We start from the raw sequence: 21282 nt of genomic DNA, 5'->3' as shown, positions 1-21282 counted from the left end.
GGATGGAAGAAGCACGACCACCCGGATTCCGGGAGCCTTCGGAGGTGACGGACCTATGCTGATCGCCGTGGACAAGGTCAGAGCTGCTGCGGGCGACAGAAAACGCGAGTACCGGGTGGAGGAACTGGCCGAGGCGGCCGGCATCACCACCCGGACACTGCGCTTCTACCGCGAGCGCAAACTGCTCCAGCCACCCCGCAAGGAGGGCCGGATCGCCTGGTACGGCGAGGAGCACCTGGCCCGACTGCGGATGATCGGCGAGCTGCTGGAACGCGGCCACACCCTGGGCGGCATCGCCGAACTGATCGGCGCCGGCGAGAGCGGACGGGACGTCGCCGAGCTGATCGGACTGGAGGCGGCCATCGTCGCCCCCTGGTCGGACGAGACCCCGGTGCGCCTGGACTGGGACGAACTCAAGGCCGTCTTCGGCGACCAACTCACCGAGGAGAACACCGCCGAGTCGATCACCCAGGGCTACATCACGATCGAGGACGACGGGATCACCCACGTCAGCCGCCGCCTGATGGACGCCACCACCGCACTCGTCGCCGAGGGCGTGCCGCTGTCGGTGGTGCTGGACGCCAGCCGGCGCACCCAGGAGCACGTGGACGCCATCGCCGAGATCTTCATCGACGTGGTCAGCGAGCACCTGCTCGGCGCCCTCGCCGCCGACACCCCGCTGCCGCCCGGCGAGGCGGGCCGGCTCACCGAACGCATCCTGCGGGTGAGGCCGCTGGCCCGCACGGTCGTCGACGCCCAGTTCGCCCTCGCGATGGACCGGCGGGTGCACGCCGAGTACGACGAACTGCTGCGCCAGCGACGGGAGAACGGTACCGAGGCGTAGCCGCCCCAGCGGGCGGGCAGGGATTCCCGCGCCCTGCCCGCCCGTTGGAGGAGTCGCTCCCCCGCCGTCGGGCTGCTCGTGGCCGCCGCGCTGTCCGGCGTCTGCGCGACCCTGTTCGCGCTGCATCCGACGGCCTCCCCCGGCGTCCCGAAACCCCCGGCCCGCTCCGCCGAACGCCTGCTGAGCACGCCCTACGTCCTGCTGCTGGCCGGGATGGCGCTGCTGGGCACGTGCTTCGGCTCGGTGCAGGTCGGCGTGACCGCGACCACCGAGGCGCTGGGCCGACCGGGCGCCGCCGGGCTGCTCTACGGCTTCATCGGCTTCACCAGTTCCCTGGCCGGGATCGCCGCCGCGGGTCTTCCCGCCCGGTGGGAGCTGGCGTCCCGGCTGCGGGCGGGCACCGTCCTGCTGTTCGCCGCCGCCTGCGTCCTGCTCGTCTCCGGCGGGGGCCTGTGGACGCTGACCGCCGCCGTGGGCCTCCTCGGGGTGGCGGTCGCACCGCAGATGATCACGATGTTCGGCCTGGTCGAACGGACGGTGCCGACCGTCCGGCTGGGCGAGGCGATGGCGGCGCTGGTCAGCGCGTTGGTCCTGGCTCAGTCGGCGGGCACCTTCCTCGGCGGCTGGGCCACCACGCGCTTCGGGCCCGCCGCGCCGTTCGCGATCACCGCCGGCGCGGCGGCGTCCGCCCTGCTGCTCGCCGCCTGCACCGCGACCGAGCAGCGCTACCGCCGCCGCACCCCCACCGCCCAAGCCATCCAGACCGTCCAGACCGCACCCATCGCCCCGGGCGGCCACGCACATGACGGCGGGGGCGACGGTGGTCCGCACACCGTCGCCCCCGCCGCGCGGCCCTGCCGGCCGGCACCCACGGATCTGCAGGGCCCCACTCAGGCGGGTGTCAGTTGACGTTGACCGCCGTCCAGGTGGCCGCGACCGCGTTGTACTCGGCGCTGCCGTTGCCGTACAGGTCCGCCGCCGCGCTGAGGGTGCCCGCCCGGGCGCCCGCGTAGTCGGTGGTGGAGGTGAAGTAGACGGTCAGCGCGCGGTACCAGATCTGCGCGGCCTTGTCCCGGCCGATGCCGGCGAGCGTCGAACCGTCGGACGTCGGGCTGTTGTAGTTGAACCCGTTGATGGTCTTCGCGCCGCTGCCCTCGGACAGCAGGTAGAAGAAGTGGTTCGCCACGCCCGACGAGTAGTGCACGTCCAGGTTGCCCACGTCGGCGGACCAGGAGTCGGCGGACTGGCCGTCCTTGCTCGGCTGGTCCATGTAGCGCAGCGGGCTGCCGTCACCGCGCAGGTTGATCAGCTCGCCGATCCAGTAGTTCGGCGGGTTGGAGGGCAGGTTGGCGTACCACTCGACCATCGTGCCCATGATGTCGGAGGTGGCCTCGTTGAGGCCGCCGGACTCACCCGAGTAGTTGAGGTTCGCCGTGGCCGCGGTGACGCCGTGGCTCATCTCGTGGCCGGCCACGTCGATCTCGGTGAGCGGGGCGGCGTCGCCGTTGCCGTCGCCGTAGGACATGCAGAAGCAGCTGTCGTCCCAGAAGGCGTTGACGTAGTTGGAGCCGTAGTGGACACGGCTGGCGGCGCCGACGCCGTCGTTGCGGATGCCGTTGCGCCCGAAGGTGTTCTTGTAGAAGTCCCAGGTGGTGGCGGCGCCGAACTGGGCGTCCACGGCGGCGGATTCGCGGTTGCCGGCGGTGCCGTCGCCGAAGCTGTTGGAGGTGTTGGCGAACAGCGAGCCGTTGCCCGAGGTCCCGTTGTTCATGTCGCTGGTGGACTGGCCGCCGCGGCTGTCGTCCTTCAGCGAGTAGCTGGAGCCGTTCTGCGCGGTGGTGAGCGGCACCTGGCCGACGAACACGCCCTTGCCGGTGCCGGCGGCGGTCTGGATCTTCTCGTGGGTGGACAGCACCTTGCCGGTGGCGGCGTCGGTGACGAGCACCTGGTTGCTCGGGGTGCCGTCGGCGCGCACGCCCTCGACGGTGGTCCGGTACGCCAGGCGCGGGTTGCCGTCGCTCGCCCAGACCACCAGTTCGGCCTTGCCGCTCTGGTGGACATCGGCCAGCGGGGACTCGTCGGCGTCGACGGTGACCCCGACGGTGGCCTGGACCGCGCCGGTGGCCTGCGTGGCGGCCTGGTCGGCCGGGATCTGCGGGGTCAGGCTCGGCAGTGCGATCCTGGCGGAGACCGCCTTGTCGACCGACTTGACCGAGCCGTCGGCCTTCTGGTGGACCACCAGGTCGCCGCCGAGCACCGGCAGGCCGGCGTAGGTGCGCTCGAAGCGCAGGTGCCGGGTGCCGTCCTTGTCCACCACGGCGTCCTTGGCGACGAGCTTCTCCTGGCCACCGAGGGCGAGGGCCTTGGCGAGCGGGCCGGACTGGCCGCCGGCCAGCGCGAGCACGGCAGCGTGCTGGTGGTCGGCCTGGGCCTGGAGGCCGGCGACGGGACTGGCCTGGGCGGCGGTGCTCACCTGGATCACACCGGTCAGCAGGGCGGTGGCCGAGAGTACGGCGACGGCCGCGAGCTTTCGCTTCACGTACGAGTCCTTCCGGGAAACCGCGTGTGGACGCGGTCGCGCCGCGTTCCGGGGGCCGGGGTCGGCACCTGTGGGGCGGAATGGGCGCTGACGTGCTGAAACCCCGGGCGTTCGAGCGGCGGGCCACCAAGGGGTGGGGGTGGGGCTGCCGTCGGGGCTAGCCAAAAGCATGACAATCCATCAGGTGAATTGACAGGTCTCCATCAGCTATTGGCCAGGTCCCGCCAGCCCGAAGGGACTCTCCAGAGGGCGACAAAACCGTGCAATTCACCCCGTCTTGCAGAGGGTTGCCACCCGAACCACGGCCGACCGCCTGCACCAACGCCCGATCGGCCATCGAGCGCCGATTCCGGGCGCGGCGCCGAGTGTGGCCAAATCGACTTTTACATCCCTGTAGAATTTCCCATACGGATTCTTGACATCCGCTTGGCGAGGTCCCGCCACCTGCCGCCCTTGTCCACTGCCGAGGCGTCTGCTAGCGGCGCCGGACGGCGTGTTCGCCCGACTCCTCACCGCAGTCGGCGCGTTGGGCACGGCGGCCGGGAGCAGACGCGAAGCCGCCAGGCCCCCAGCCGCGAAGCGAACGGGGGCCTGGCGGCCGGGCACCACACGGCACCGACGCTCACGGTCTCGTCGCACGCCGGTGCGAGTCCGCCCCCGCGCTACTGCGCGTTGATCGCCCGCAGCATGTTCAGGCGGGCCGCCCGCCGGGCCGGCCAGACCGCCGCCAGCACCCCGATCGCCAGGCCGATCAGCAGGAACAGGCCGAGCCGCGCCCAGGGCAGCACGATCTCGTACTGCGGCAACGAGGTTCGGGACAGGCTGCCGCACGCCCAGGCCAGGAAGATCCCCGTGCCCATGCCCAGGACCGCACCGAACAGCGAGATCACCACCGATTCCAGGCGCACCATCTGCTTGACGCCCTTGTTGTCGAGGCCGATCGCGCGCAGCAGCCCGATCTCCCGGGTCCGTTCGAAGACCGACATGGCCAGGGTGTTGATGACGCCGAGCACTCCGATGGCGACGGTCATGCCGAGCAGCCCGTACATCATGGTGAGCATCGTGTCGATCAGGCCGGACTGCGCCTTCGTCAACTGGTCCTGGTTCTGCACCTGGAGGAGCGGGCTGTTGCCGAGGGCCTGGCGGATGTCCTGGTCGAGGCCGCTCGTGGTCCGGCCGGACTCGGCCTTGACCAGAATGCTGTCGAGCTTCCCTCCGTTCGCGTACGGCAGGACGTCGGTCAGGGTGCCCAGGGCGTCGCCGACGACGCGGGTCTGCCGGTAGACGCCGACGACGGTCAGCTCCTTCGTGTCGTGGCCGAAGCCCGGCGTGCCTTGGAAGGTGTCGCCCTTCGACAGGCCGGTGGTCTTGGCCAGCTTGTCGGAGAGCGCGATCCTGCCGGGGCCGACGTCCGCGAGCGAGCCGCTGCTGAACTCCAGGTCGGAGACCTGGCCGAGCCGCTGCGGGTCCGCGCCGGTGAACGAGGCGAACCTGCCCCCCGCGCGCAGGGTCGAGGAGGCGACGGGCGCGGCCTGCGCGACGCCCGGGACTTCGGCGACCTTCGCGGCGAGTGCGGGGTCGATGCCGCCGAAGGCGGCGTTGGACACCTTGTAGTCCGCGGTCAGGCCCCGCACCGCCGCGTCCTTGAGGGCGGCGTTCATGGAGTTGCCGGTCACGCTCAGGCCCGTGATCAGGGTGAGCCCGATCATCAGGGCGGAGGCGGTGGCGGCGGTGCGGCGCGGGTTGCGCAGCGCGTTCTCCCTGGCGAGCTTGCCACTGACGCCGAAGAGCCGGGTGGTGGCTGCCCCCGCGAGCCGGATCAGCGGCCGGGACAGCAGCGGTGCGATCACGATCATGCCGGTCAACGTGAGCACCGAGCCGAGTCCGGCGGCATAGAGGTTGCTGTCGGATCCGTTCTTCTGCGTGGAGACGTACAGCAGGGAAAGGACACCGGCGCCGGTGAGCAGCCCGCCGAGGCTGTTGCGGAGCGCCATGCCACGCTTGGGCGGCGCCTGGTCGACGGTGCTCAGCGCCTCCACCGGCGCGACCTTCGCGGCCTTGCGGGACGGCAGCCAGGCGGCGAGCACGGTGATGCCGACGCCGACCACCAGGGCCCGGATGAGTGTGTCCGCGGAGATGACCAGGGGGCCGTCCGGCAGGCTCAGGCCGCTCGCGTCGAGGAGCGGCCTGAGGGCGGTCGCGATACCGATGCCGATGGCGAATCCGGCCGCGGTGGCAGCGAGTCCGAGGAGCGCGGCCTCGATGAGGATCGCGCGGACGACCTGGCGCCGCAGGGCCCCGATGGCGCGCAGCAGCGCGGTCTCACGGCTTCGCTGGGCGATCAGCATGGTGAAGGTGTTGGCGATGATGAAGGCGCCGACGAACAGCGAGATCGCGGCGAAGCCGAGGAGCATCCGGGTGAGCTCCTTGGTGTCCTCGGCGATCCGCTCCGCCTGCTCGCGCGCGAGCTGGGCTCCGCTGGTGACCGTGATGCCCTTGGCGGGCAGCAGCTCGCGGATCGTGTCGGCGAGCTCCTGGTTGTCGGTGCCGGGTGCGGAGCCGACGGCCAGTTCGTCGAACCGGCCCGGCTGCAGGAAGAGCTGCTGTGCGGTCCTGGTGTCGAAGAGCGCGAGGCTGCCGCCCGCCCTCACCCGCGGGTCGTCGGTGTCGACGGTGCCGACCAGCTTCTTGGTGAGGGTGGGGCCGTCGGTGGCGAAGCGGACGGAGTCACCGACGGCGTAGCCGGCCTTCTCGGCGGTACGGCGGTCCAGAGCGATCTCCTCACCGGTGGTGGGGCCGTGTCCGGCGCTGACGGGGAAGCGGCTGTCCCGGTCGCTGTTCGGCGTGTCCGGTGAGTAGTTGGTGGCCAGGTTCTGCCAGTTGCTGTCGGCGTTCAGCGGTCGGCCGTCCTTGGCGGCCAGGGTGGCGGTGCCGTTGACGATGGGGCGCACGGACGTGACGCCGGGCACGGCGCGGACCTTCCCGGCGAGATCACCGGTGAGCGCCGTGGACACACCGTCGTCCGCCTCGCTGTCGGAGTTCCGCTGGGACTCGGCCTGTACGGACACGGCGACGTCCTTGAGGCTCTTGGCGGAGGCGCCGCGAAGGGCCTCGGTGACGGTGTCGCCGAAGACGAGCGTGCCGGAGACGAAGGCGACGCCGAGCATGATCGCGAGGGCGGTCATGGCCAATCGGGCTTTGTGCGCGAAGACGTTGCGCAGGGCTGTACGCAGCATGGTGGTGGTCCCGGTTCTGGGGTGCGTGGCGGAAGTCCGGTCGGGGAGCGGGCGAGCGGGGTCAGCTCGTGCGGGCCCTGGCGTCGAAGCGCCTCATCCGGTCCAGGACGCCCTCGGCGGTCGGTGCGAGCAACTCGTCGGTGAGCCGGCCGTCGGCGAGGAAGACCACGCGGTCGGCGTAGGCGGCGGCCGCCGGGTCGTGGGTGACCATCACGACGGTCTGGCCCAACTCCCTTACGGATTCCCGCAGGAAGCCCAGGATCTCGGAGCCGGCGCGGGAGTCCAGGTTGCCGGTCGGCTCGTCCGCGAAGATGATCTCCGGCCGGGACGCGAGGGCGCGCGCCACGGCGACACGCTGCTGCTGGCCGCCGGACAGCTGGGCGGGGCGGTGGTTCAGCCGTCCGGAGAGGCCGACGGTCGCCACGACCGTGTCCAGCCACTGCCGGTCCGGCCTGCGGCCCGCGATGTCCATCGGCAGCGTGATGTTCTCCAGCGCCGTCAGCGTGGGCAGCAGGTTGAACGCCTGGAAGACGAAACCGACGCTTTCCCGGCGCAGCCGGGTGAGCTGTCGGTCGTTCAGACTGGACAACTCGGTGTCGCCGATCTGCGCGGAGCCTTCGGAGACCGAGTCGAGACCCGCCATGCAGTGCATCAGGGTCGACTTGCCGGAGCCGGACGGCCCCATGATCGCGGTGAACCGGCCACGTCCGAACTCCACCGAGACCGCGTCCAGAGCGACCACCCGGGTCTCGCCCTGGCCGTAGAACTTGCTCAGCCCGGTGGCCCGGGCGGCGGCGGAGCCGGTGGAGGAGTGGGCGGGCACGGGGGCGGCTGCCTGCATTGACATGTCAGCTCCGGGAGTACGGGGAGGAGGATGTGCGGCTGCCTCTCATCCTCGATGTGCCGTACTGCCGAACCGTCGGCCTCAGGGCGTGAATGAGGCGTCTGTCAAAGGTCCGGCGCGAGGTCGCGCGTAGTCCTCGGGGCGGACGGCCGTCTCTGTCCTACGGCAGAGACGGTGTGCGGGGCCGCTGCTCAGGACAGCAGCCCCGTCCGGTAGGCGAGGACCGCCGCCTGGACCCGGCTGTCCGTGCCCGTCTTCACCAGCACGGCGCTGACGTGGGTCTTCACCGTGCCCACGCCGATGCCCAGATGACGGCCGATCTCCGCGTTGGCCAGGCCCCGGCCCAGCAGGGTCAGGACGTCGCGCTCCCGGCCGGTGAGCGCTGCCAGGCGCTGTTCGGGGACGGATTCGGCGGCCGGTGCTGACGCCCCTTCGGGTCCCGGCGCGCCGGCACCGGCAGCGCCGTCGAGCATGCGCTCGATGACGGTGCGGGTGACCTTGGGTGAGAGCACCGCGTCGCCCGTAGAGGCGGCCCGTACCGCGCTGATCAGCTCGTGCGGGCCCTCGTCCTTGAGGAGGAAGCCGGTGGCGCCGGAGCGCAGCGCGCGCGTGACGTTCTGCTCGTCGCCGAAGGTGGTGAGCATGACGACCTGCGGCCGGGGGCTGAGGGCGAGGAGCCGCTCGATCGTGGCGAGCCCGTCGAGCACGGGCATCCGGATGTCGATCAGGGCCACGTCGGGACGGGTCTCGGCGGCGACCCGCACGGCCTCCTCACCGTTCGTCGCCTCGCCGACCACCTCGATGCCCTCGGCATGGCGCAGGATCAGCCGGACGCCGTGCCGGATCAGCTCCTCGTCGTCGGCGAGCAGGACCCGGATCGGGCGGTGGTCGGAAGCGGGGAACTCGGTCATGGGGACTCCCACGGTGGCGTGCGCGACACCACCGGTACGGTGAAGCGGTCGATCGTGGCCAAGGTATCGCCACGGAAGCAGAACCGGGTGATCCTGAGGTGATCGGGGTCCTTCTCGGCGCCCGCGGCAGCGGCGTCCCCGGGGCCGGCGCCCTCGGCCGGCGGCGTGGAGTCCTCGAACTGAAACGTCGAGTACATGCAGCTCGTCACGGACTTCGGATGGGCCGGCTCCCGACCCGTCGCCGCCGCGCGCGCCGATGTGCTGTCCCCGTACAGGGCCTCCTCCACCATCTTGCGGGACATCCCGATCCGGGGCTGCTCGGGTTTGCGGGGGGCGGGGTCCGGGAACCCCTGGGCGACCAGGAAGAAGCCGCACATCATCATCACGCCCACGCCGATGAGGCCGAGGAGCCCGCTGAGGGCACTCACGACACGGCGTTGGACACCGGCGGGTGAGTCGTCGGAGCGCGGCTCGGACGGCGATTCACGCGGCGGGGCGCCCACGGCGGCCAGGCTCGCTCCCGGGTCCGGCTGCGCCGGGATCCGTGCCGTCACCGCGAAACCACCGGCCGGCGTCGGGCCCGCCTCCAGGGTGCCGCCGAGCAGTGCCACCCGTTCCCGCAGCCCGACGAGGCCACGCCCCGAGCCCAGGCCGGTCGCCGCTTCCGGGGCCACGGGCGGCAGTCCGTTGCGTACGAGCACCTCCACACGGCTGTCGGTGTGCGTGACCACCACGGTGACACGGGCTCCGGCGGCGTACCGGTGCACGTTGGTCAGCGACTCGCGCACCACCCGGTGCACCGCACGCCGCACCTGGGCCGCGCGGTCGGTCAGGTCGGGGCCGTCCCAGGTGAGATCGACGGGTATGCCGCCGCCGCGCGACTCCTCGGCCAGCGCCTCGACGTCGGATCGGGTGCCCGTGCTGCCGGTCAGGGCGTCGGTCCCGGTGTCCCGCCCCAACGGGCCCAGGACGCCGAGCACTTCACGCAGCTCGCGCATCGCGTCCCCGGTGGCCCGGCGCACCAGGACCGCCTCGTCGCGCAGTTCGGGCGACTCCTTCTGCAGTGCCATCTCCAGGCCGCCCGCGTGCAGCGAGATCAGGCTGAGCCGGTGGCCGACCAGGTCGTGCATCTCGGCGGCGATCCGGGACCGCTCATGCATCTTGGACTCGCTGTCCGCGAGCCGGCGGGCCGCCTCCGCGGCGTCGGCACGATCCCGGAGCGCCCGCAGCAGCCGCACCTCCTGTCCGCCCGACATTCCGAGCAGTCCCGGCACCACCAGCGTGGTGGCGGCGAGTACGGCGCCGAGCGCGAACCCGAACGGGTGGCTGCCGAGCCCGAGGCCCGGGGCGAAGGCGGCACAGGCCAGCGTCGACAGAACGGTCGGTGCCAGCAGCACGGCGCTCCGGCGCCGGGGGACCACCAGGTGCTTGGCCGTGGTGTACGCGGTCATGGCGGCCGGCAACCCGGCGGCGGGCAGCAGGCCAAGGACGGCGGAGATGCCCAGCAGGCTGATGACGGGGAAGCGGCGGCGGACGGCGAGCAGGGCGAGGGCGACGGCACCGAGGAGGAGCTGGACCTCTCCGGACGGGCCCCGGCCCCGTAGGACCTCCTGGGTGAGGAGCATCAGCCACGCGCCGCCGGTCACTTCCGCGAGCGCGCGCCACAGCCCCCGGCCCTGTTCGCCAGGGGCCGTGAACGGATTTCGGGAGGTGGGGGCCATCGGCCAATTGTCGGCGGCCGTGGTGCGTGTCTGCATACGACCTGGGGATGAGGTACTGCTCTGTCGAAAGCCAGAGGCGTGGGTCAGGCGTCAGCCTGGTCGCCGTGCTTCCTGCTTCCTGCTTCCTGCGATCGGCGATCAGCCCTTGACTCCACGACCACAGCCCAGGGCGAAAGGGTCCCAGCCCTCGGCGGTCAGCAGGAGGGCGACGTCCTGGAGCGGCTGCGGCTCGTCGAGCACGACCTGCAGGATCTCCCCCGCCGGGGACAGCCCGTCGGAGCGGTCGAGTACGCGGCGCCCGGGGATCGGCCCGCAGCGGCCGGCCCCCGCGTCCGGCAGGTCGGGGGCGAGCCCGCCGAAACGGTCCAGCAGAGCGAAGACGGCCTCGGTCGTGTCCGGGACGTGCCGGGCCGTCTCCTCCTCGGTGGCCTCGGGGTTGAGCTCCCGAAACGCCGCGCGGGCCGCGGCCAGGAAGCGCTCGGGGTCGACCACCACCACGTCCCTGCGGATCCGGAGGCTGATCGTCATCCCCGCCCGGGGGAGCCGGGGTTCGTCCGCCCCGCGCGGGCCCGTCAACGTGACTTCCCCGAGCCGGCTTCCGGCGCGTACTCCCGGACGGCCGCCAGCAGTTGGCGGACCGACGGGTTCACCATCGGGCGACCGGCCACGGTGACCGTCGGCACGGTCTCGTTGCCGTCCGCGACCGAGCGCACGAAGGCGGCGGCGTCCGGGTCCTTCCAGATGTTCACCATGGTGAACCGCCGGCTGTAGCGCAGGCGGGTGAAGAGCAGCCCCAGGCGCAGGTTCATGCAGTAGGTGCACAGCGGGCGCCAGTAGAGGACAACGGCGTCGCCCGTCACTGGAACCGCCATTCCTGGGCCGCGTTGCCGGGGGTGCAGGTGACCATGGTGACCGCGTTCCCCACGCCGTTGTCGGTCATGCAGCTCTGGTTCTGGTAGTCGGCCAGGGTGTAGGAGCCCTGGGCCGAGCCGTTGCGCACCGTCCAGTTCGTCAGGAAGCTGAAACCGCCGCTCAGGGTGACCTTGCCGTCCATGGTCTGGACGAGCTGCGGACCGCCGCTGTTGCAGGCGTTGAACAGGATCCAGGAGCCGGGGTTGGTCGCCCGCACCCAGCCGTACTGGGACGCGCCGCCCACCACGATCGGGTTGTCGCCGCTCAGGTCGTCGTGGGCCATCCCGATGGGGTGACCGTCCTTGACGCTGATGATGGTGCTCCAGGAGGTACCGCCGCAGGACGGGGGCCGGGCGGGGGTCTGCGGGGCCGGCGGGTTGCCGCCGCCCGAGGGCGGTCCGCCGCCGGACGGGGAGCCACCCCCGGCCGGGGAGCCACCGGCCGCGTTCTGGGCCGGGGGCTGCGGGTTGGAGTTGGCGGGCTGGTTGGCCGTGCCGCCGGCTCCGGCACCGGTGCCGGGCGGGTTGGCCTGACCGCCGGAGGCCCCGCCTGCGGACCCGCCGCCCGCCGCGTTGCCCCCGGCCGCCGCGCCCGCGCCGGCACCGGTGCCAGTGCCGGTGCCGGTGCCCGAACCCCGGCCCGCCGAGGCGCCGTTGCCGCCCTGCGCGGATCCCGGGACGGTGCCCGGTGCGGGTGCGCCCGGCTGGTTCGGGGCGCCCGTCTGCTGGTCGGCGGCCGGGACCTGGGTGGCGGCCGGGGTGTCGGTCGGTACGGGCGTGGCGGGCGGCGTCGTGGCCGAGGCCGACGGGGTGCCCGGGGCCGCCGGGGCCGTCACGACGACGGTCGTCTGGGCGGCGGGCGGCACGGCCGCGTCCGAGTGGTCGGGCGTCCGGTCCACGAGCAGGACGGTCGCCGTCCCCATCGAGATAACCAGGGGGACGATCACCGGTACCAGCAGCGTGCGCCGCGATCGGCGCTTGCCCGGCTCGGTCGCCGCCTGCGGCTCCACCTTCGCGACCTCGTCCGGCCCGGGCCGGTCGGCCACGTCCGCGACCGGCACCGACGCACCCGGCTTCTCCTCCCCGGCGCTCCCGGCTCCGCCACCCGCCGCCCCGCCTGCGACCACCGCTGGGCCGGGCGCTCCCCCGGCCCCCGCCCTGAGGTCGACCGTCCCGCTGTCGGCCGGTGTGCCGGCCGCGCCCGCCACGCCCGCCGCACCCGCCGAGCCGATCGCCGCCCGGGCCGCGGCCGCCATCTCGGCGGCGTCGGCGTACCGGTCCTCGGGCTTCTTGGCCAGCGCCTTCGCGACCAGCTCGCGGACCGCCGCCGGGAACGTCCCCGGCAGCTCCGGCACCGGCTGGCGGACGTGCTTGAGCGCGACCTCCAACACTCCCTCGCCGACGAACGGCGGCGTCCCGGTGAGCAGTTCGTAGCAGACCACGCCGATCGAGTAGAGGTCCGAGGCCGGTCCGGTGCCCGCGCCCTCGGCCTGCTCGGGGGCCATGTAGAGCGCGGTGCCGACGATCGCGTGCGAGGCGGTGATCTTGGTACTGGCGATCGCCCGGGCGATGCCGAAGTCGGTGATGACCATCCGGCCGTCGGAACGCACCATCAGGTTGGACGGTTTGAGGTCCCGGTGCACGATCTCCCGCCGGTGCGCGGCGTGCAGGCCGTCCAGGGCGGCGGCGACCAGGTCGAGGGCGCGCTCGGGGGGCATCGGCCCCTCCGCGGCGAGGACCCGGTCCAGCGGCCGGCCGTCGACCAGCTCCATGACGATGTAGGCGCAGCGCTCCCCGTCGTCGCCGCCGGCCTCGCCGCCCTTGTCGCTCGCGTCCCCTTCGCCGGCGTCGCCGCTGCCGCCGCTCTCGCCGTAGTCGTGGACGTCCACGACGGCGGGGTGGTCGATCGCGGCGACCAGTTGGGCCTCCCGCCGGAAGCGCTGGATGAAGGTGTCGTCCTCGAACAGCGCCGAGTGCAGGATCTTGACGGCGACCGATCGCGCCAGCACCGCGTCGTCCGCGCGCCAGACGGTGCCCATCCCCCCGCCGCCGATCCGCTCGACCAGCGTGTACCGCCCGCCGAGCACGGCACCCGGACCCCCCATACTCCCGCCCCCATGTGTCATGACCCTCCCCAGCGGGCCGTTCGGCCCCCAGTGTGCCAGAGGGGGCCGACGGCTCAGCAGGCGCTGTCCGGCCAGGGGTTGGGTGCCCGTGCGGTCAGGCCTCCCGGGCCTGCCGGGCGTGCTCGACGACCTCCAGGACGGCGGCGGCGACGGCCCCCGGCTGGTCGGCGTGGATGGCGTGGCCGGCGCCGTGCACCACGATGTGCGAACCCCTGACGGCCCCGGCGGCGATGCGCGACTGCAGGACGGTCCAGCGGGCGCGCATCGCTCCGGGCAGCCCGTCGGTCGCGCTCAGCACCGTCACCGGCACCTCGGGCAGCCGCGCGCCGCGGCGCCGCCGCCGGATCTCGGAGACCGCGAGGGTCGACAGCCGGTTCTCGTCGAGGACGGTCCGCCGCTGGTGGCGGTGGGCGCCGACGGCCGCCTCTGCCCTCGCGAGGAGTCCCCCGGCATCACGTGCGGCGGGTGCCACTGCCGCCCGGACCTGCCACAACCGCAACAGGACGGCCTCGGCGACGCGGATGGCCGGTGGCTGGAACTCCTCGTGCGCCGGATCCACCAGGACCAGGCCGGCCACCAGTTCCGGCCGCTTCCAGGCGAGGAGCTGGGCCAGCTGGCCGCCCCAGCTGTGCCCGACCAGGACGGTCGGTCCGGCGTCGAGGTGCTCCACCAGGGCGGCCAGGTCCCCGATCGGGGACTCCAGCGACGGGCCGGTGGCGCCGTCGGGGTCGCTGGCGCCGAGCCCGGCCCGGTCGTACGCCACGATCCGGCCGTGCGCGGCCAGTTCGGGCAGTACCGGCGCCCAGGTCAGCGACGAGGTGCCGTTGCCCGCGACCAGGACCACCGGCGGGCCGCCGTGCCCCGCCTCCACCCAGCGCAACACCCGTCCACCACGGTCGAGTTCGCCCTGCCTAACGCCGTCTGGGACGTGCTCGGCCAGCGCCTGCGCGATGGCGTCCCGCACCTCCCGCATGCCCCGGGCACCCCGGGCACCCCGGGCGCCCCGGGCACCCCGGGCGCCCCGGGCGCCCCGTAGTTCCCGCACGTACTGCTTGGTCTGCATGTTCGATTCCCCCTTGGATCCGCCCGCGTGGTCCCGGCCTGCGGCGCCGGGTGACGCGGGTCCACACTCACCGCCGCTACGAGTCCTGGGCGTCTCCCCGACGCCCTGGTGGGCCGGTCGTCGACCGGCCCGGACTCGCCGTCAGGCACCAGACCCTGGCCGCCCGGCGACACGGCAATCCGAATACTTCGTGTCCGTCACGTCACCGAAGGGCGAAGAGCAGGCGCTGTCGACCGTCCCGCCAACTCTGCCGCCCCGGGCCCGGATCGGACTCCCTACGCTCCGTCCGTATGCGCCTCCCCCACCCCAGGTCGACCGAGTATGCCCCCCGACCGGCCCCGACCGGTCCCCGACCGGCCCCCGACCGGCCCCCGACCGGCTCAGGCCGGCAGGGTCCGCTTGAACAGGTCGAGCAGCGCCTCCCAGTGCCGCTCGTCGGCGGCCGCGACGTAGCGGGTGGTGTCGGCCTGGGTGTAGCCGTGCGTGGCACCCGGGTAGACCTCCGCCCGGTGGCGGACTCCGGCGGCGGTGAGGGCCTCGGCGAGCCGGTCGATCTGCTCGGGAGGCAGGGACGGGTCCTGGTCGGCGTGGCCGAAGTACAGCTCGGCGGTGATCCGGCCGGCCCCCAGGTGCGGGCTGTCCGGCGCCTCGGTGGCGAGGTTGCCGCCGTGGAAGCCGGCCACGGCCGCGACCCGGTCCGGGTGACTGGCGGCCGTCCGCAGGGCGAGCAGGGCGCCGCGGCAGTAGCCGGTGAGACCGACCGGGCCGTTCTCGACCAGCGGGGACTCGGCGAGCCAGCGCAGGTAGGCGTCCGCGTCGCGGGTGGTCACCTCGGGGGTGAGGGTGGTGAGCAGCGGGACCAGCCGATCGAATATCGTCGGGTCGTTGTCCGGGTCGATGAGCTGCGGCAGCTCCACGACCGGCGCGCGGCCGTGCCGGTAGTAGGCGTTGGGGAGCAGCACGGTGTACCCGGCCTGGGCGAGCCGGTCGGCCTTCTCCTGCAGGTGGGGCCGGACCCCGAAGGCGTCCATGTAGAGGAGGACACCGGGGTGTGCCCGTCCGTCGTCGGGGTGGGTGAGGTAGGCGTCGGCGATGCCGTCCGCCGTCGGGATGTCCACGGTGGTTCCGCGCACGGTCATGGTGAGGGTTCTCCTTCGGTCCGCGCGGCAGGGTAACGGGTGCACGCCGCCTTCGGCGCGGCATTTTCCGGGAACGCCGCCACGGCCCCGCGGCGTTGGGTGTGCATGGGAGTGATCGTGGGGGTGGCGTCGGCGGTGGCGGCAGTGCTCGGGCTGGTGCTGCTGGCGGTGTGGCAGATCCAGGGCGAGTCGTCGGGGCGTCGGCGGCCGGACGGCGGGTCCACCGGGGTGGGCCTGGGCGGCGGCCTGGAGGAGCTGCACGCACTGTTCAGCCCGGGCAAGCAGGTGCAGATCGAGCAGCGCCGGGAGCAGTTGACGCTGCGGGACGACGCGCAGGCCGGGGCACCGCCACACTTCGGCGTGGACCTGGACCGGGGCGTGGCGGTGCTGCGCGGCGGCGGCGGGACGGCCGGGCCCGACCGGGAGCGGGAGAGCGCTCAGGCCCCCCAGCCACGGGAGCAGAGCACCAGCCGGTAGCCGTCCGGGTCGGATATCGTCACGCCGAACTCCTCCCAGTACGGGTTGTGGGCCCGGACCCGGGTGCCGCCTGCGGCCTCCAGGCGGGCGACCAAGGCCTCGTCCACGGGCGCGCCGAGGTAGACGACGAACAGGTCGTCGACCGTCGGGGTGGGCTTCAGCGGCTTCTCCGGGTCGTGGGTGAGCTCGAAGTGCCAGGCGCCGCCGGGCGGGCCGACCATGAGCAGGTCGTGCTCGCCGGACACCCGCTCGGTGGTGCGCCAGAGCACGTCCAGGCCGAGGCCGCCGACGTAGAAGCGCTCGGCCGCCGCGAGGTCGTGCGAGGGGCGGGCGATCCTGACCCGCGTCGTCGAATCGATCATGGCGCGACCCTAGCGGAGGCCACTGACACTGATACTGCCGACCGGTTCCCGGTGGTCGCGGCTCTGCCGCTGACCGACAACCGACCGTCCCGTGCGATCCGCGAGCGGACGCCGCCTCAGAACCGGCGCAGCCGCTCCTCGTCGCCGGTGCGCGGGCAGGTCAGACAGGCGACGGCCTCGGGCTTGACGGCGTAGTAGAGGCAGCAGCCGAGCCGGGTACGGGTGTGGTGGCCGCGCCCGTCGGGGGTGTGCAGGCGGCGGAAGTCGGCGGCCCCGGGCAACGGGAGGGTGCCGCCGGGCAGGAGCGCCTCGGCGGCGGCGACCGCGGCGTCCTCCTCGCCGAGCATCCGGCCGAGGTACCAGACGGCGGAGGCGAGGTCGTCCGTCACCATGCCCCAGAGCGCGCGGTCCCGGCGCCGGCTGGGGGCGGCGAACGCGGCGAGCACCGGTTCGACGTGGGTGACGACGGCGGCCCGCAGTTCGTCGTCGCCGGGGAGGCTGACGTGGCCGCGCGGGCGCAGCGCGAGGTCCCCGGTGGGGGCGTGCAGCCAGAGGTCGGCGGGGTCGATGACGGGGACTTTCCGGGCGAGGTACCAGGGCCCGGCGATGAGCAGGCCGGCCGACCAGACGTAGTGGTGCAGCAGTCGGGAGGCGGTGACGTGCGGGCGGGAGGCGCGACCGTGTTCGGCGGCGATGCGCTCCTCCTCGCCGGCCAGGGCGGCGGCCAGCGCCCGTTCGTCGGTGGCGAGTTCGGCCCCTGAGTACCAGCCGTCGGCGGCACGGGGGTCGGGTTCGGCGGCGTCGAGCAGGCGCAGCTTCAGCACCGGGCAGAGCGCCCGCAGGCGCCGGTAGTCGCCCGGCAGGGTGGACGTCGGCGCGACGGGCAGGGGTGTTCCGGGGATCATCGGCGCTCCGTAGATCGACTCCGCATGATCGAATAAGGTGAGGCTCACCTTACAATGCCTCAAGGGGTGCGTCACCCGGGGTCGAACCGGGGCAAGGTTCCGACATTCGGGGCAACCGGCTCGACATTGACGAACTTAGGGAAACCTAACCTAAGATGTCGACCGTGTTGAGAACCGACCCGCCGGCCACCACAGCCCCGGCGACACCTCGATCCTCGGCGCTCCGGCGGCCCCTGCTGCTGGTCGCCGGTGCGGGCGCGCTCGTGTTGTGTGCCGCGCTGAGCCTCGCGCTCGGCTCCCGATCCATCCCGCTGTCCACCGTGGCCGACGCGCTCACCGGGGCCGCCCACGGCGGCGACGCCGACGTGGTGACGGGCCTTCGCGTGCCGCGGACGGTGATCGGACTGGCCGTCGGGGCCGCGCTCGGCGTCGCCGGGGCGGTCGCCCAGGGCGTCACCCGCAACCCGCTGGCCTCCCCGGTCACCCTCGGCGTCAACGCCGGCGCGAGCCTCGCCGTGGTCGCCGCGATCTACGCGCTGGACCTCGGCCGGCCCGTCCAGTACGTCTGGTTCGCCTTCGCCGGGGCGGCCGTCGCCGCGGTCGCCGCGTACGCGATGTCCCGGCGCGGCGGCGACCTCGACCCGGTCCGGCTCGCGCTCGGCGGCACCGTGCTCACCGTGGTGCTCACCTCGTGGACCTCCGCGCTCATGCTGGCCAGTCACCGCACCCTGGACGAGGCCCGGTTCTGGCTGGCCGGCTCGATCGGCGGGCGGCAGCTGGACACCCTCACCCCCGTGCTGCCGTTCCTGGCGCTCGGCTTGCTGGGCGCGTTCGCGATCTCGCCCGCCCTCAACGCGCTGGCCCTCGGCGACGAGGCCGCCCAGTCGCTCGGCGTGCCGGTGGCCCGGATCCGGCTGGCCGGCGGGCTGGCCGTGGTCCTGCTCGCGGGCAGCGCGGTCGCCGTCGCCGGGCCGGTGGCGTTCATCGGACTGGCCGCGCCGCACCTGGTCCGCCCGCTGTTCGGCAACGACCACCGCTGGCTGCTGCCCGGCTGCCTGATCGCCGGTCCGCTGCTGCTGCTCGCCGCCGACGTGCTCGGACGGCTCGTGGTGCGCCCCTCCGAGATCGAGGTCGGCATCGTGACCGCCTTCCTCGGCGCGCCGCTGCTCGCGGTCCTGGCCCGGAAGGTGGCCCGGTGACCGCGCTCGCCGTGCCCGTCGGCACCCTCACCCGCCGCCGGGCCCGCACCGCCGCGTGGTCGGCACTGGCCGCCGCCCTCCTGGTGGTCCTGACCGCGGTCGCGCTCGGCACCGGGCAGGTGAGCCTGTCCGGGTGGGACGCGCTGCGTGCCCTCGTCGGACAGGGCGATCCCGGAAACGTCCTGGTGGTACAGCAGTTCCGGGCGCCCCGGGTGGTGTCGGCGCTGATCGCCGGGGCCGCGCTGGCGATGGCCGGCTCGATGCTCCAGCGGCTCTTCCGCAACCCGCTGGCCTCCCCCGACACCATCGGCGTCACCGGCGGCGCGTCCTTCGGCGCGGTGCTGATGCTCGCCACCGGCGCCTCCCAGCAGCTGATCCCGCTGGCCGCGCTCGGCGGCGGACTGCTGGCGGCGCTGCTGCTCGGCGGCCTCGCCTGGCGCTCGAAGATGGCCGTCACCCGGCTGGTGCTGGTCGGTCTGGCGGTACAGCAGGGCCTCGCCGCCGCCGTGAACCTGATGATCGTACGGTTTCCGGCCGAGCTGGCCGCCTCCGCGATGCAGTGGACCACCGGCTCGTTGTACGGCCGCAACTGGACCGAGGTGTGGATCGGCGGCACCGCCATCGCGCTGACCGCCCTCGCCGTGCTGCTCTGCCAGCGGCGGGTCGCGGTCCTCGACCTCGGCGACGACTCGGCCGGCGGCCTCGGCCTCAACCCCGGCCGGGACCGGCTGCGGCTGCTGCTGCTCGGCATCACCCTCGCCTCGCTGGCCGCCGCCCTCACCGGCCCGGTCGCGTTCGTCGCGCTCGCCGTGCCGCACCTGGTCCGGCTGCTCGCCGGACCGCCCACCCTCGGCACGCTCGGACTCACCGCGCTCACCGGCGCCGTCCTGCTGCTGTCCGCCGACCTCCTCGTACTCCATGTGATCCCCGTCCACGGCCTGCCGGTCGGTGCCGTCACCGCCACGCTCGGCGCGCCCTGGCTCCTGGCGCTGATGATCCGCCAGGGCCGGCCTCCTCAGAGGAGCACCTGATGACGTCCACGACGACGACCGTCGAGTCCGTCACCACCGCCAACCGGCTCGCCGCCCACGGCCTCGACCTGCGCTACGGCGACCGGACGATCGTCGACGGGCTCGACCTCGAACTGCCCGGCGGCGCCGTCACCGCCATCGTCGGGCCCAACGCCTGCGGCAAGTCGACGCTGCTGCGCGGACTGGTCCGACTGCTCGACCCGGCCGCCGGCACCGTCACCCTGGACGGCTCCGACGTCCACCGGATGCCCGCCCGGGCGCTCGCCAAGCGGATGGGCCTGCTGCCGCAACAGCCGGTCACCCCCGAGGCGATCACCGTCGAGGCGCTGGTACGGCTCGGCCGGTACCCGCACCAACGGATGCTCAGCCCGTGGTCCAAGACCGACCAGGCGGCCGTCGAGGAGGCGCTCGCCCGGACCGGCACCGCCGAACTGCGCGACCAGCAGGTCGACCGGCTCTCCGGCGGGCAGCGCCAGCGGGCCTGGATCGCGCTCGCGCTCGCCCAGGACACCGAACTGCTGCTGCTCGACGAGCCGACCACCTTCCTCGACCTGCGCCACCAGCTCGACGTCCTCGACCTGGTCGCCGACCTGCACGCCGAGGCCGGGCGCACCGTCGTCATGGTGCTGCACGACCTCGGGCAGGCAGCCCGGTACGCCGACCACCTGGTGGTGCTCAAGGACGGGCGGCTCGCCGCCGCCGGGCCGCCCACGGAGGTCCTCACCGCCGAGTTGGTCGAGGCCGTGTTCCAGGTGCCGTGCCGGGTGGTGCCCGACCCGGAGACCGGCACGCCGCTGGTCGTCCCCCGGTCGCGGACCCGGTCGCGTGCCACCGGCCGCTGACCAACCCCCTCCCCCGAATCCCCCTCCCTCGAATCCCCCGACGACCCGTTCGTCCCGATCCAAGGAACCCCATGAACCGCCGACTCCCCGTCGCCGTCCTCGCCGTCGCCCTCTCCACCACGCTGCTCGCCGCCTGCGGCAGCGACGGGGGCACCAAGCAGGGCGGGGACGCCGCCCAGTCCGGCGCCTCCGCGAGCACCGGCGCCTCCGCCGTCTTCCCGCGCAGCGTCACCCACGCCGCCGGGACGGCCCAGATCAAGGCCCAGCCCAAGCGCGTCGTGGTGCTGGACAGCGGCGAGCTCGACGACGTCACGTTGCTCGGCATCACGCCGGTCGGCGCGGTGTCGCCGCACATGAAGACCGAGGGCGGGTTCCCGAACTACCTCAAGGACAAGATCAAGGACACCAAGGACGTCGGCCCGATGAACGAGCCGAACCTGGAGCTGATCGCCTCCCTCAAGCCGGACCTGATCCTCTCCTCCAAGGTCCGCCACGCCAAGGTCTACGACCAGCTGAACGCGATCGCGCCGACCGTGCTCGCCGAGACCACCGGGTTCCCGTGGAAGGAGAACCTCGCCCTCTACGCGCAGGCGCTCGGCAAGGAGGACGAGGCGAAGAAGGCGCTCGCCGACTACCAGGCGCGGGCCGCCAAGCTCGGCGAGGAGATCAAGGCGAAGAACGGCGGCACCATGCCGACCGCCTCGGTGGTCCGCTTCGTGGCCGGACCGACCCGCCTCTACGCCAAGGCCTCCTACAGCGGTGTGGTGCTCAAGGACGTCGGCCTGGCCCGCCCGGCCGCCCAGGACGTCGACAAGAACATCATCGAGGTGAGTGCCGAGCAGGTGAACCAGGCCGACGCCGACCTGGTGTTCGTCACCACCGCCGACGACCCGTCCAAGACCAAGGAGAGCGAGGTCCAGCAGACCCCGGTCTGGCAGAGCCTGAACGCGGTCAAGAACGGCAAGGTCTTCACCGTCCCGGACGAGACCTGGATGTCCGGCATCGGTGTCCAGGCCGCCGACGCCATGCTCGGTGACATCGCCAAGGCCGCGGGCGTGGACGCGCCCAAGTAGCCGCTGACAGCTGACGGCGGGCGGGTGCGACGGCGAACAGATGTCAGCGAACAGATAAC

Annotated in this window: 19 protein-coding genes; 7 read left to right on the top strand and 12 right to left on the bottom strand. The window is 73.2% G+C overall.

Annotated features, from left to right (window positions below):
* Positions 1-55: 55 nt before the first annotated feature.
* Both ACIOJE_RS09730 and ACIOJE_RS09725 read left to right on the top strand, forming a co-directional pair.
* Complete coding sequence (locus ACIOJE_RS09730; RefSeq protein ID WP_280681169.1) at positions 56-844, top strand: MerR family transcriptional regulator; 789 nt, start codon at positions 56-58, stop codon at positions 842-844.
* A 78-nt stretch (positions 845-922) separates the two neighbouring features.
* Positions 923-1753 carry an MFS transporter gene (locus tag ACIOJE_RS09725; RefSeq protein ID WP_400774735.1) on the top strand — a complete coding sequence of 277 codons (831 nt, stop codon included), beginning with the start codon at positions 923-925 and terminating at the stop codon, positions 1751-1753.
* Here ACIOJE_RS09725 and ACIOJE_RS09720 read toward each other — a convergent pair.
* The 10 genes from ACIOJE_RS09720 to ACIOJE_RS09675 all read right to left on the bottom strand — a co-directional run bounded on the left by ACIOJE_RS09720 (position 1746) and on the right by ACIOJE_RS09675 (position 15334).
* Positions 1746-3383 carry a M4 family metallopeptidase gene (locus tag ACIOJE_RS09720; RefSeq protein WP_280681167.1) on the bottom strand — a complete coding sequence of 546 codons (1638 nt, stop codon included), beginning with the start codon at positions 3381-3383 and terminating at the stop codon, positions 1746-1748. The genes ACIOJE_RS09725 and ACIOJE_RS09720 overlap by 8 nt on opposite strands.
* 662 nt (positions 3384-4045) lie before the next feature.
* A complete protein-coding gene (locus ACIOJE_RS09715) occupies positions 4046-6619 on the bottom strand; it encodes an ABC transporter permease (protein ID WP_400774734.1) in 2574 nt (857 codons plus the stop codon).
* A gap of 61 nt (positions 6620-6680) precedes the next feature.
* Positions 6681-7466 (bottom strand): ABC transporter ATP-binding protein, encoded by a 786-nt coding sequence (locus ACIOJE_RS09710; protein ID WP_280681163.1) that lies wholly within the window; start codon positions 7464-7466, stop codon positions 6681-6683.
* 188 nt (positions 7467-7654) lie between these two features.
* Complete coding sequence (locus ACIOJE_RS09705; protein ID WP_280681161.1) at positions 7655-8374, bottom strand: response regulator transcription factor; 720 nt, start codon at positions 8372-8374, stop codon at positions 7655-7657.
* Positions 8371-10095: a sensor histidine kinase gene (locus ACIOJE_RS09700; protein ID WP_400774730.1), complete on the bottom strand. Its 1725-nt coding sequence runs from the start codon at positions 10093-10095 to the stop codon at positions 8371-8373. Before ACIOJE_RS09700 ends, ACIOJE_RS09705 begins: the two co-directional genes overlap by 4 nt.
* 138 nt (positions 10096-10233) lie before the next feature.
* Entirely contained in the window at positions 10234-10623 is a 390-nt protein-coding gene (locus ACIOJE_RS09695) for a hypothetical protein (protein ID WP_280681157.1), read from the bottom strand.
* A 44-nt stretch (positions 10624-10667) separates the two neighbouring features.
* Entirely contained in the window at positions 10668-10955 is a 288-nt protein-coding gene (locus tag ACIOJE_RS09690) for a glutaredoxin domain-containing protein (protein WP_400774727.1), read from the bottom strand.
* Entirely contained in the window at positions 10952-13111 is a 2160-nt protein-coding gene (locus ACIOJE_RS09685) for a protein kinase (RefSeq protein WP_400774725.1), read from the bottom strand. Before ACIOJE_RS09685 ends, ACIOJE_RS09690 begins: the two co-directional genes overlap by 4 nt.
* 115 nt (positions 13112-13226) lie before the next feature.
* Positions 13227-14195, bottom strand: coding sequence for an alpha/beta fold hydrolase (locus ACIOJE_RS09680; RefSeq protein WP_400774723.1), 969 nt, complete (start codon positions 14193-14195; stop codon positions 13227-13229).
* A 380-nt stretch (positions 14196-14575) separates the two neighbouring features.
* Positions 14576-15334: a dienelactone hydrolase family protein gene (locus ACIOJE_RS09675; protein WP_280681148.1), complete on the bottom strand. Its 759-nt coding sequence runs from the start codon at positions 15332-15334 to the stop codon at positions 14576-14578.
* A gap of 105 nt (positions 15335-15439) precedes the next feature.
* Between ACIOJE_RS09675 and ACIOJE_RS09670 the strand changes: the two genes are divergently transcribed.
* The gene (locus ACIOJE_RS09670) at positions 15440-15811 is read left to right on the top strand and encodes a DUF6191 domain-containing protein (RefSeq protein WP_280681143.1); all 372 of its coding nucleotides are present in this window, start codon (positions 15440-15442) and stop codon (positions 15809-15811) included.
* Here ACIOJE_RS09670 and ACIOJE_RS09665 read toward each other — a convergent pair.
* The gene (locus ACIOJE_RS09665) at positions 15772-16173 is read right to left on the bottom strand and encodes a VOC family protein (RefSeq protein ID WP_280681141.1); all 402 of its coding nucleotides are present in this window, start codon (positions 16171-16173) and stop codon (positions 15772-15774) included. The two genes, ACIOJE_RS09670 and ACIOJE_RS09665, sit on opposite strands and share 40 nt — an antisense overlap.
* A gap of 116 nt (positions 16174-16289) precedes the next feature.
* Positions 16290-17078, bottom strand: a complete 789-nt coding sequence (locus tag ACIOJE_RS09660; protein ID WP_400774718.1) for a (2Fe-2S)-binding protein — start codon at positions 17076-17078, stop codon at positions 16290-16292.
* Between the two features lie 155 nt (positions 17079-17233).
* Between ACIOJE_RS09660 and ACIOJE_RS09655 the strand changes: the two genes are divergently transcribed.
* The 4 genes from ACIOJE_RS09655 to ACIOJE_RS09640 all read left to right on the top strand — a co-directional run bounded on the left by ACIOJE_RS09655 (position 17234) and on the right by ACIOJE_RS09640 (position 21223).
* Positions 17234-18277, top strand: a complete 1044-nt coding sequence (locus ACIOJE_RS09655) for a FecCD family ABC transporter permease (RefSeq protein WP_400774716.1) — start codon at positions 17234-17236, stop codon at positions 18275-18277.
* A complete protein-coding gene (locus tag ACIOJE_RS09650) occupies positions 18274-19308 on the top strand; it encodes a FecCD family ABC transporter permease (RefSeq protein ID WP_400774713.1) in 1035 nt (344 codons plus the stop codon). The genes ACIOJE_RS09655 and ACIOJE_RS09650 overlap by 4 nt, the downstream gene beginning before the upstream one ends.
* A complete protein-coding gene (locus ACIOJE_RS09645) occupies positions 19308-20150 on the top strand; it encodes an ABC transporter ATP-binding protein (protein WP_280681138.1) in 843 nt (280 codons plus the stop codon). Before ACIOJE_RS09650 ends, ACIOJE_RS09645 begins: the two co-directional genes overlap by 1 nt.
* Before the next feature lie 71 nt (positions 20151-20221).
* Complete coding sequence (locus tag ACIOJE_RS09640) at positions 20222-21223, top strand: ABC transporter substrate-binding protein (RefSeq protein WP_400774711.1); 1002 nt, start codon at positions 20222-20224, stop codon at positions 21221-21223.
* Positions 21224-21282 lie beyond the last annotated feature (59 nt).

Origin of the sequence: Kitasatospora sp. NPDC087861 (assembly GCF_044742585.1) — a bacterium.
Lineage (GTDB): Bacteria > Actinomycetota > Actinomycetes > Streptomycetales > Streptomycetaceae > Kitasatospora.
The sequence above is the reverse complement of the archived record's forward strand: the minus strand, read 5'-3'. Positions and strand labels throughout refer to the sequence as shown.

Bases quoted from the DNA above. Each gene is read 5' to 3' on its own strand.
- ACIOJE_RS09640 (WP_400774711.1), top strand. From the start codon at position 20,222: ATGAACCGCCGACTCCCCGTCGCCGTCCTCGCCGTCGCCCTCTCCACC.
- ACIOJE_RS09700 (WP_400774730.1), bottom strand. From the start codon at position 10,095: ATGGCCCCCACCTCCCGAAATCCGTTCACGGCCCCTGGCGAACAGGGC.
- ACIOJE_RS09680 (WP_400774723.1), bottom strand. From the start codon at position 14,195: ATGCAGACCAAGCAGTACGTGCGGGAACTACGGGGCGCCCGGGGCGCC.
- ACIOJE_RS09705 (WP_280681161.1), bottom strand. From the start codon at position 8,374: ATGACCGAGTTCCCCGCTTCCGACCACCGCCCGATCCGGGTCCTGCTC.
- ACIOJE_RS09710 (WP_280681163.1), bottom strand. From the start codon at position 7,466: ATGTCAATGCAGGCAGCCGCCCCCGTGCCCGCCCACTCCTCCACCGGC.
- ACIOJE_RS09645 (WP_280681138.1), top strand. From the start codon at position 19,308: ATGACGTCCACGACGACGACCGTCGAGTCCGTCACCACCGCCAACCGG.
- ACIOJE_RS09655 (WP_400774716.1), top strand. From the start codon at position 17,234: ATGTCGACCGTGTTGAGAACCGACCCGCCGGCCACCACAGCCCCGGCG.
- ACIOJE_RS09665 (WP_280681141.1), bottom strand. From the start codon at position 16,173: ATGATCGATTCGACGACGCGGGTCAGGATCGCCCGCCCCTCGCACGAC.
- ACIOJE_RS09685 (WP_400774725.1), bottom strand. From the start codon at position 13,111: ATGGGGGGTCCGGGTGCCGTGCTCGGCGGGCGGTACACGCTGGTCGAG.
- ACIOJE_RS09730 (WP_280681169.1), top strand. From the start codon at position 56: ATGCTGATCGCCGTGGACAAGGTCAGAGCTGCTGCGGGCGACAGAAAA.
- ACIOJE_RS09675 (WP_280681148.1), bottom strand. From the start codon at position 15,334: ATGACCGTGCGCGGAACCACCGTGGACATCCCGACGGCGGACGGCATC.
- ACIOJE_RS09715 (WP_400774734.1), bottom strand. From the start codon at position 6,619: ATGCTGCGTACAGCCCTGCGCAACGTCTTCGCGCACAAAGCCCGATTG.
- ACIOJE_RS09695 (WP_280681157.1), bottom strand. From the start codon at position 10,623: ATGACGATCAGCCTCCGGATCCGCAGGGACGTGGTGGTGGTCGACCCC.
- ACIOJE_RS09670 (WP_280681143.1), top strand. From the start codon at position 15,440: ATGGGAGTGATCGTGGGGGTGGCGTCGGCGGTGGCGGCAGTGCTCGGG.
- ACIOJE_RS09660 (WP_400774718.1), bottom strand. From the start codon at position 17,078: ATGATCCCCGGAACACCCCTGCCCGTCGCGCCGACGTCCACCCTGCCG.